The organism is Nitrospirota bacterium, from assembly GCA_035873375.1.
Classification (GTDB): domain Bacteria; phylum Nitrospirota; class Thermodesulfovibrionia; order Thermodesulfovibrionales; family JdFR-85; genus BMS3Bbin07.
Window position 1 is genome coordinate 40,573 of the sequence record JAYWMQ010000016.1, and the last position, 10,083, is coordinate 50,655.

Consider the following 10,083-nt stretch of genomic DNA (forward strand, 5'->3'; position numbering starts at 1 on the left):
CTCTGCTCAGGCAAGGTTTATATTAAACGATCCTTTCCTTTCTCAGGAATTTATAGACCCCCACCTTCACAAAGTCATTAAAAATAAACCATACAATGGCATAAATCCAGATATATATGGCGTATTTCCAGCCAATGGGTGTGATGAACCATCCGTAAGCGGCAAAGATTGTACCTATAACCTTTGTGGAAAAGCTTGCCCAGAGCAAAAGGGCGGATGGATACGGTTTCTGCCAGAAAAAGCCCCCGGGAGTCCTTGTAAGAAATATAGTCAGGTGTCCGGCAACAAGGAGTTTCAGGAATATCAGCGACTGTATAAGCTCACGGGAGAAGTGGAGGTATTTTTCAAGAATAAAGAATAGCAGGAAAGACGACAGGACACCTGCTATCCCGAGGACAGTAGAGACTGTGAGTATTTCCTGCAGATTCCATTTTGTGGGTTTTTTTTGCACACTTGCATTGTCATAGGCAAGTGTCAGTATCGGTATGTCGTTCAGCAGGGCAAGGAGGATAATCATTATTGCGGTCACCGGATAAAAGTTAAACATCAGAATGGCCAGTGACATGAAGAGGATTACCCTTATGGTTTCAGCAATCCTGTATATTGTATAACTCTTCATCCTTCCAAAGATAACCCTGGAAAGCTCTATACCGTGCTCTATAACTGACAGGCCCGGTGCGGTCAGGATAACATCTGCGGCAGCCCTTGCCGCATCCGTGGCCCCTGAAACTGCAATGCCGCAGTCAGCCTTTTTAAGGGCAGGCGCATCATTTACCCCGTCTCCTGTCATTGCAACCATATGTCCGCCCTTCTGCAGCTTTTCCACGATTATGTATTTGTCTTCAGGATACACCTCTGCAAAACCATGTGAGTGCTCTATTAAATCAATAATTTCCGACTCATGCTTTTTGATATACCCTTCCGGGATCTCTATATTCTTGAATTCTTTTTCAAGTTCCTGAATAACAGCCTTTGCAAACTTTTCGGCCTCGGTTTCCGTCATGTCAGGCTGAAGTTTTTTGTAAATCGCCCTCGCGAGCACCTCTCCTAAAAGGACCGTCTCCCTGTAACTTGCACTTCTCAATGCCACGGCACTGCATATCCTGTCTCCAATCCCGAGAAGCCTTGCTATCTGCCTGGCTATGGCGATGTTGTCTCCAGTGATCATCTTGACATCAACACCAAGCTTTCTCGTACTGTCAATCACTGATTTTGAGTCATCACGCGGTGGGTCAAAGAGGGGTATTATCCCTACAAGTCTGAAATACTTCTCATCTTCCTCTTTTATGGCAACTGCAATCGTCCTGAAACCTTCTTCTGCAAAGTCCTCAACGATCTCTTCCACTTTTTTCCTGTCAACGCCATTACCGCAGAGTTCAAGAATTACCTGAACCGCTCCTTTTACTACAGTAAAGGTCCTGATATCTGACTTTATCGCTGCCTCTGTCCGTTTCCTTACCGGGTCAAAGGGGATAAATTTAATCTGCTGATAGTTTTCGGTTATATCTTTATACCCCATTTTCTGCCCGTAGCTGAAAATTGCCATATCAATGGGATCCTTATTTTCTTCCCTTGACGCAAGCTCGGCATACAGTACCAGATCCCGTTCCGTAAACCCGTCAAAAATTACGGGGTTTTCCACCAGGAGCTCGTTTTTGGTTAGTGTCCCGGTCTTATCCGCACACAGGATATCGACCCCTGAGAGCTCTTCTATGGCAACGAGTCTGCTGACTATTGCCCGTTTTCTGGCAAGGCTTACTGCACCGACTGCCATTGTCACAGACAGCACCGCTGGAAGGGCAACAGGGATTGAGGCAACAGCGAGGACAAGTGCGAACCTCAGGAGTTCAATCAGGGTCTCCCCTCTGTGTATCCCTGCGTACACTATCACTATAGTGAGGAGAAGTGTAATCGCAATGAGGTAATCACCTATGCTTATGACGAGTTTTTGATAATGGCTTTTTTCTTCCCTCTCTGCCTTTGCAACGAGTGCCACGGTTTTACCGAAGTAAGTGTTAAGACCTGTGTTTACAACGAGTGCAAGCATCTCGCCCTGCTTGACTATGGAGTTTGAATAGACGACATCTTCTGCCTTTTTCTCAACAGGCAGGGATTCTCCTGTAAGGGCTGACTGGTCGACCAATAAATAATCGCCTTCCAGGAGTTTTGCATCCGATGGAATGATATCTCCAAGCTTAAGCTTTATGACGTCTCCGGGGACGAGATACTTTGCGTCAGTCTCTTTAAACCTTCCGTCCCTGAGAACTATCGCCTTTTTGGCAAGTTTTTCCTTCAGGGTCTTTAATGCACTTATGGCTTTTGATTCCTGATAGAAGTCCAGTCCGGCATTGACAAAGAGCATGATCATTATTATTACAAAGTCTTCCCACTTCTGAACCAGTGCGGAAAGAATGGCTGCAACCTCTATCATCCACGGAATGGGTCCCCAAAACCTCTTTAAAATCCTCCGGAGAGTGGATTCTTCCTTCTCGGGTATCTCGTTCAGTCCGTATCGGGCAAGTCTCTCCTGGGCCTCCCCTTCCGACAACCCCCTGTTCCTGTCGGTCTGCAGTTCCTTCAGCGTATTTTCGATAGAGAGCTTTTTGTAATCATCTGTGGTTTTTGGCATAACAACCTCCTTATAAGGACGTCGAGGAGCTCCTTTGTCTCCTGACGGTGGATAGGTGTATAACCCTTAAGCCACAATCCTTCTCCATCTTTCCTGTCAACCCCGCTCTCTTTGTTTCCATCTCCCTTCCATTCCTCATCCCTCCTGTTAAGCTGTTTATCCGGAATCCGGAACCCTCATCAACCTTTGCTCTGCATAATCTGAAAGGTGGATACCGGTTCATAACTCACTTGTTTCAGGCAATAATCTTGTCCTTTCGCAATAACTTATATGCCCAGACCTTGACAAAGTCGTTAATAACAAACCAGGCAATGGCATACCCCCAAACTATCAAGGCATATTTCCAGCCTATAGGGGCAACAAACCATCCGTATACCACAAAGAGGGTTGCGAGAATTTTTGTCAGGATAGCTGCCCAGAGCAGTATGGGGGCAGGGTATGGTCTCCGCCAGAAACGGTCCTCTGTCCGTGTTATAAATATCGTCAGATGTCCGGCCACTGCCAGTTTTAGAAATATAAAACTCTGTACAACAGGGGCAGAAAGGTGCATATACTCTTCGGCAATATAGAAGATTCCAAAGCTTGCAATGACACCCAGAATGCCGAGCATGGTGGATATACTCATCACTTCCGCCATATTCCATTTGACGGGTTCAGCATCCACCTTGGTTCGGTCATATGCAATAGCCAGTATTGGCAGGTCATTCAGAAAGGCCAGGATAATAATCATGATTGCGGTAACCGGGTAGAAATTGAATATAACGATCGACGCCGTCATAAAGAGGATTACCCTGATTGTCTCGGCTATCCTGTAGAGACTGTAACTCTTCATCCTCTCAAATGTGACCCTTGCCCCCTTTATGGCATCAATGATTACGGACAATCCCGGTGCCAGCAACACAAGATCCGCTGCCGCCCGCGCGGCATCCGTTGCCCCTGAGACTGCGATACCGGCATCCGCCTTCTTTAATGCAGGTGCGTCATTGACGCCGTCACCCGTCATTCCAACGATATGCCCGGCCTTCTGAAGCTTGTCAACGATAAGGTATTTATCCTCAGGAAAGACCTGGGCAAAGCCATCGGCATCCTCTATCACCTCTATAATCTCCGACTCATGCCTCTTCACGTAGCCCTTTGGCAGCTCCATGGTTGCAAACTCTTTTTCCAGATCCTTTACAATCCCGGCTGCAACCCTCTGTGCATCCTCTTCCGTGGCGCCCGGAGACAACCTTTTATATACCGATTTTGCAATTATCTGCCCCAACACGATAAGTTCCTTATTGTTTGCTCCCTTAAGGTCTCTGGCATCCAGAATGTTTTCGCCAACCCCAAGGATATTTGCTATATGTTTTGCAATGGCTACATTATCTCCCGTAACCATCTTGATGTTTAACCCGAGTTTCTTTGCCTCTTCTATCGTCTCTTTTGAGTCTTCCCGTGGTGGATCAAAAAGCGGAAGCAGGCCTATAAATTCATAATGTTTGTCGTCCGGCTGCTTTATTGCAATCCCCAGTGTTCTGAACCCCTTCTCTGCAAAATCCTCCACCTTTTCCAGTATATCCTGCTTGTCAACCTGATCTCCGCATAACTCAAGTATTACCTGGGAAGCCCCCTTGGTAACTATAAACGTCTTGTCCCCTGACTTTACAGTCGCCTCTGTTCTTTTGCTTACAGGATCAAATGGTGTAAACTTCAGCTGCTGATACTGTTTTAACTCTTTCAGCTTTCCTGTTTTTTTCAGGTACTCAAAAATAGGCATCTCTATCGGGTCCTTATTCTCTTCACTTGAAGCAAGTGCTGCATAAAGCATTAATTCCTCAACGCTATGCCCGTAAAAGGTGACCGGATCAGAGACCGTCATCCTGTTCTGGGTTAATGTTCCCGTCTTGTCGGAACAGAGGACATCAACTCCGGCGAGTTCTTCTATGGAGACGAGGCGGCTTACAATAGCCTGTTTCTTTGCCAGGCTCATAGCCCCGACAGCCATTGTCACGGAGAGCACCGCAGGCAGTGCAACGGGAATTGCGGCGACCGTCAGGATAAGGGTAAACCTCAGTATCTCGATCATATTTTCATGTCTGAACAAGGCAGTGATCAGGATAATTGCGGCGAGGAATATGGTGATGATAATCAGATAATTTCCTATATGGACAACGGCTTTCTGAAAATGACTTTTCTCTTCTCTCTGGGCCCTTGCCACAAGTGCAACGGTTTTACCGAAAAAGGTATTCAGTGCCGTGTTGGTAACTACTGATAACATCTCTCCCTGTTTTATTATGGAATTGGAATATGCGACATCCCCGACTTTTTTGCTGACGGGTAATGACTCACCTGTCAGTGCCGACTGGTCGGCCTGCAGATAATCCCCCTCTACGAGTTTTACATCTGCCGGGACCAGGTCCCCGATTCTTACCTTTATGATGTCTCCGGGGACCAACTCCTTGGCCTCTATTGTCTGAAACTTTCCGTCCCGCAAAACAAGCGCCTGCTTTGCCAGTTTTTCCTTTAATACCTTTAAGGCATTTAATGCCTTTGACTCCTGCCATAAGTCTATGAATGCATTGGTTAGAAGCAGAATCATTATTATTGTGAAATCCTCCCACCTGCGGACTACTGCAGAGAGCAGGGCCGCAACTTCGATCATCGCGGGAATAGGTCCCCAGAAGCGCCTGAAGACCCTGTGAAATGTAGATTCCTCTTTTTCCGGGATTTCATTGTAGCCGTATTGCTCTAATCTCTTTCTGGCCTCCTCTGATGATAGTCCCCTCTCTTTGTCTGTCTGTAGTGCTTTAATCGTTTCATCTACTGATAACTTTTCGTAATCCTCGGTCTTTGCCATCCTTACCTCCTTCGAGCTTCTGTTTAAAGAACAATCTTCGTTCACTGAAGAACAATTCCGCCACTACTACACACAGATAAATTGTACCTATCCATACCAGGCCCTTCGAATATGACCTGTAAAGATAAACGCACAGGACCAGCCATGACAAGAGTGACAGGATAAGGCCTGAAAGGGGTGTAACCATGTTTATACCAATCCTCTTCCGGAGTCTGACGGCTGACAGGTTGATTGCCGCAAAGAGCAGCAGAAAGGTGGAGCTGGCAAATGATGATATGATTGTCAGGTCGGTTGTATTCACAAAGAGCAGTGTCAGCACAGTGAGAAATATAAGGCTCACATAGGGGATATTGTTTCTCCGTTCCCTGTGTGAGAAAACCCTCGGAAGGTCGGAGTCCTGTGCCATCACCATTGCAAGGCGTGCAGTCCCAAACATGGTGGCATTTATGGCGGATGCGGTGGAGAGCAGTGCCCCCAGCCCTATCAACATAAAGCCCGCTTTGCCCAGGAATGGTTTTGCCGCCACGGCAAGGGCATACTCCTTATATTTGCTGATCTCTGCGGGCAACAGGTTGCCCACTGCAACCAGGGAAACAAGGATATAAATGGCAATGGTAACGCCGATGGATATCAGAATCCCCCTGCCAAGGTCCCTGCCGGGGTCCTTCATTTCATTTACCGCATTCGGGATTAACTCGAACCCCTCATAGGCCACAAATACGAGGGCTGCACCCATCAGCACCCCTCTGCCGCCCATGTTGAAAACCGGCACAAGGTGATCCACCCTGATATAGAAGAGACCGGCAAATGCAAAGAGGGAGAGAATCAGCACCTTGACCATAACTATCAGGTCCTCGCTCTCTCCTGCGGCCTTGATACCGTAGAGATTGATTCCCATGAAGAGAAGAAGGATCAGGGATTGCAGCAGGTGGTGCATGGCTTGAAGATGCGCCTTTGCACCGAACATTGCCGCTCCATAAACCCCGAATGTAAACGCGTAAAGGGCCATTGTCCCGATATAACCCGCCACAAGCATCCAGCCTCCGATTCCGGCAACGTTTCTTTGGCTGAACGCGCGTTCCAGATACGTAAAACTGCCGCCATCCGAACGAAACGTCAGACCGAGTTTAGTGTATGAATAACCGGTTAAAGAGGCGATTATGCCACCAATGATGAAGGCGATAGGGGCTGCGTGACCGGCCAATGCCACAGAGAGGCCAAGGACGGAAAATATACCGCCCCCCACCATGCCCCCCACGCCCATGGCTATGAGCTCCTTGAGACCGAGTTTTTCTGTTTTTGCGGTTTTATTCATCAAGGGCTATTAAATGTGCAACCTTGGTATGTCGGAATCTCATGTCCCGGGGCTTTCACCATCAAAACAGCTACTGCAATACATAACCGGGAATCCTTTGCTTCAATCTTTACCCCCAAGCAGGAGATATGAATATTATATCTCCGGAGAGGCAACAATACAACACTTTAATTATCTCCCGGGATCTTCGGTAGAAAACCTGGCGACTGTTGGAAAAGGACAGGGAGGGAGACAGACAGGATGTCTGTCAAAAACGAGAGAAATTTCTGTATCCCTGTCCCTGTCCCTGTCCCTGTCCTCACCCATATAGCTGTCCTGGTATCAGTGTGTTCCTCCAGCCTCAAACAGGTTCATGGTCTCCAGTGTGAGGGCTTTAGCCCGCTCATAGAGACCTTTCAGGTCCTTGCCGACTGCCTTTGCACCCTTATCCGCCTCCTTCTCAATGGCCTCAACATCTTTCAGAAGTTTGCTTACTTTTACTTTGGTTTTTGCATCTGCATTTTTGGTTGCTTTCCCTAAAGATGCCTTTGCCTCTTGCAGATCTTTTTTGGTGGCAGACAGGTCTCCGGCCAGATAGTCCCTGCTGGCTTTCCATAGACTCTTCTTTGCCTTTGTTAACGGGGTGTTAATGTCAATAGCCACGAACTGCACCCCATCCTCAGCTGCCTTTAATTCCTCGTCTGCCTTTTTGGGCTCATTTTTGGCCAGAAAGCCCTGGGCATCTATAATATGCGTTTCAGTATAAGAGACCGGCAGGTCAACCTCGCTATAGATTAAGGACTCATCAGCCAGTTCAAGCTCCTCTTTAGCACCTTTTTTGTTTCCCCTCTTCAGATGCGCCCTGACCCTGTTTATATGTTCCCTGGCCTTACTCACCGGAACAATATCTGCGATTTCATCCAGAGAGGCATAGATCGGGACCAGGTCCGGGACAACGGCCTCCGTATCTTCATAGGAGAGATGCTTTTTTGCCACCCAGATGTGGTCTTTTACCTTAGCTGTCGGTAGTGTTGCCCTTATGATATCAATCAGGGTCAGGGCCTGTTTCAGCTCTGCCCTGGCATGACTCAGGTCCTTTTCGTGGATATCCGCCCTGGCCTGGGCAATATGCCGCAAGACCTTGACCGCTGAGGATGAGATGATCGATTCCTCACCGGCGGTAAGGGTTCTGGTCGGACTGACCGTGACCTTTTCATGGATAACCTGTGCGAATACAGTGCCTGAGGTTATCGGACCTAACATTAAGATGCCTGCTGCCAGAAATACCAGGATTCTCTTTTGCATGTTGAATTCCTCCTTTTATGTTCTCCGGCTTCAACCGGGTCTTCTAAATATCAGCTTTTTTCCTATCTGTCATTCCGGCAGTAGTCAGCCATGGTGAACCGCTGTCTCTATTGCGCCTGTTGCCTCTAAAATTTTGCGGGCATGTTCGACCTCTTCATTTGTACCGTGAGCTATCAGCAGGAACTTGTTGGCTTTGAGAGATTTCTCATATTTAAGGATACTGTCCTTCGGAATCCCGATGCTGAATAATGCTGCTCCAAGGGCGCTAAGCCCGCCCAGCATCACAGCACTTTCAAGGGCGCTTACAATCCATGCTACCAGGGGACCACCTGCAACGACAGGCCCGATACCTGGAATGAAGAAGAATGCAGATCCGAACAGGAGTCCCCATAATCCTCCCCAGAACGCCCCCAGTTTGCCCCAGTACTTAACACGGTCTCCCGTATTGTAATAACCTACCACATGTTCTTCAGCGTGATAGTCCTTGCCGACAATGGACAGTTTCTTCATATCAAACCCGGACCTCTGTAATTCCCTTACCGCCTCTTCTGCCTCAGTGTGGGTGTTGAAAATAGATACCACTGAATTTTGTGTTTCAGACATCTTTCGCCTCCTTGAATGTTCTATTACTGGTCTTCTGACCAACTGATTAAAATGATACCCCCTTATGCCAGACTCTTTCTGCTACTTAAGTTACACAAAAGATATGCTTTACCCCGGGCTGGAGATAAAAAGGCTAAAACAGGGGAAGGGAAGCTGTATAATGGAGTCTTATTTTTTTGCAGTCTTTAATCCCAGGCGGGATTCTGCTTTTTCCACCAGTGCGTGCAGGTCCTTTATCTCTAAACTGCCTCTTCGGGCGATAATGGTTCCTTCTTCCCGGAGTTTTTGCAGATACCTGTTGACAACTGCACGGACTGATCCAATCATGCTGGCCAGGTCTTCATTGGATAGATCGTGTATCAGCCTCAACCGGGGATGAGGATTCCCCGGAACTGTATGCTGAAGGAAGAGTTTCACTAACCTGGTGCCTGTATCGTGGAGTGCCAGATCAGAGGCAAGATTTGTGAGTTGCCGGATCAGTTTACCGATGTAAGGAAGAAATTCCCTGTTAAAAGCAGGATGCCCTTCGATCCAGCTGTGGATGGTATCAAAGGGGGCAGTGAGGACCTCAATGTCATCCATGGCAATCACCGATACATTGTGCTTCTTTCCATCAAGAAGGGAGACCACGTCAAACCCATCTCCAGACCCGAGAAGAAATATGGTGAACTCTTTTCCCGTGTCAGGGTTGACCCTTGTCATTTTTACCCTGCCTGAAATAATGACATAGAATCTCCTGATGGTCTGCTCCGGGTGCATTACAGTCGATTTTTTCGGCCAGGTCTCCCGCTGAAATGACAGCAGCATCTCCTGAACAACGGCTTGATCAAGCCTGCCGAATAACTCCGATTGTCTCAGCTCCTTCAGTGTATGGTCATAAAATGGTGAATCAGGCTTCATGTGTGAATCTCCTTTTCTTCTAACAGGCCATTGACGGACCTGCTTAGATATCCTTATTGGTGGGGCCGGTTTCCGAGAAATCTTTTGTGTTTGTTGTTAAAAAAAATACGCCGTACGGTGATACTTTTCCATCAAATTCCCTGCAACTGATCAGGTCGAAACTTCCTTGATATTCAGGCAGAAAGATAATATCGTTACTCACATTTATTACCACCAGCACTGCCTTGCCCCTGTACTTTCTCACAATGGTCAATAACCTCTTGTCAATATAGAGTGCATCCCTTGTGCCGGCGGGGTGAAATGATGGCATTCTTTTTCGCACACTCAGCAGGTGCAAGTATCCTCTGAAGACCCGGGATTGGATGGAACTAACCCTAAAACAAGCGAGGTTTTTCTATGAGTTGCATAGAGCCCCATCTTATCCATTGACGAATTACATTTTTGCCTGTTAATCTCTCGAAGCGCTGATTTAATAGTATGAATGCCTCGATCAGTCCCATCATAAAACCTAAA

General features: G+C 47.3%; 8 protein-coding genes. All 8 read right to left on the reverse strand.

From position 1 onward, the window contains the following. Positions 1-22 precede the first annotated feature (22 nt). Positions 23-2,629 carry a plasma-membrane proton-efflux P-type ATPase gene (locus VST71_04175; protein MEC4684915.1) on the reverse strand — a complete coding sequence of 869 codons (2,607 nt, stop codon included), beginning with the start codon at positions 2,627-2,629 and terminating at the stop codon, positions 23-25. A 235-nt stretch (positions 2,630-2,864) separates the two neighbouring features. Beyond that, positions 2,865-5,468, reverse strand: coding sequence for a plasma-membrane proton-efflux P-type ATPase (locus VST71_04180; protein ID MEC4684916.1), 2,604 nt, complete (start codon positions 5,466-5,468; stop codon positions 2,865-2,867). Continuing rightward, the gene (locus VST71_04185) at positions 5,428-6,783 is read right to left on the reverse strand and encodes an APC family permease (GenBank protein ID MEC4684917.1); all 1,356 of its coding nucleotides are present in this window, start codon (positions 6,781-6,783) and stop codon (positions 5,428-5,430) included. The genes VST71_04180 and VST71_04185 overlap by 41 nt, the downstream gene beginning before the upstream one ends. A gap of 321 nt (positions 6,784-7,104) precedes the next feature. Next, on the reverse strand, positions 7,105-8,067 hold the full coding sequence (locus VST71_04190) for a YfdX family protein (GenBank protein ID MEC4684918.1): 963 nt from the start codon (positions 8,065-8,067) through the stop codon (positions 7,105-7,107). An 84-nt stretch (positions 8,068-8,151) separates the two neighbouring features. Continuing rightward, a complete protein-coding gene (locus tag VST71_04195) occupies positions 8,152-8,670 on the reverse strand; it encodes a general stress protein (protein ID MEC4684919.1) in 519 nt (172 codons plus the stop codon). A gap of 168 nt (positions 8,671-8,838) precedes the next feature. Next, the gene (locus tag VST71_04200) at positions 8,839-9,570 is read right to left on the reverse strand and encodes a Crp/Fnr family transcriptional regulator (GenBank protein MEC4684920.1); all 732 of its coding nucleotides are present in this window, start codon (positions 9,568-9,570) and stop codon (positions 8,839-8,841) included. A 43-nt stretch (positions 9,571-9,613) separates the two neighbouring features. Next, entirely contained in the window at positions 9,614-9,880 is a 267-nt protein-coding gene (locus VST71_04205) for a hypothetical protein (protein MEC4684921.1), read from the reverse strand. A gap of 14 nt (positions 9,881-9,894) precedes the next feature. After that, positions 9,895-10,083, reverse strand: a 189-nt coding sequence (locus VST71_04210) for a hypothetical protein (GenBank protein MEC4684922.1), incomplete at its 5' end; no start/stop codon positions are given.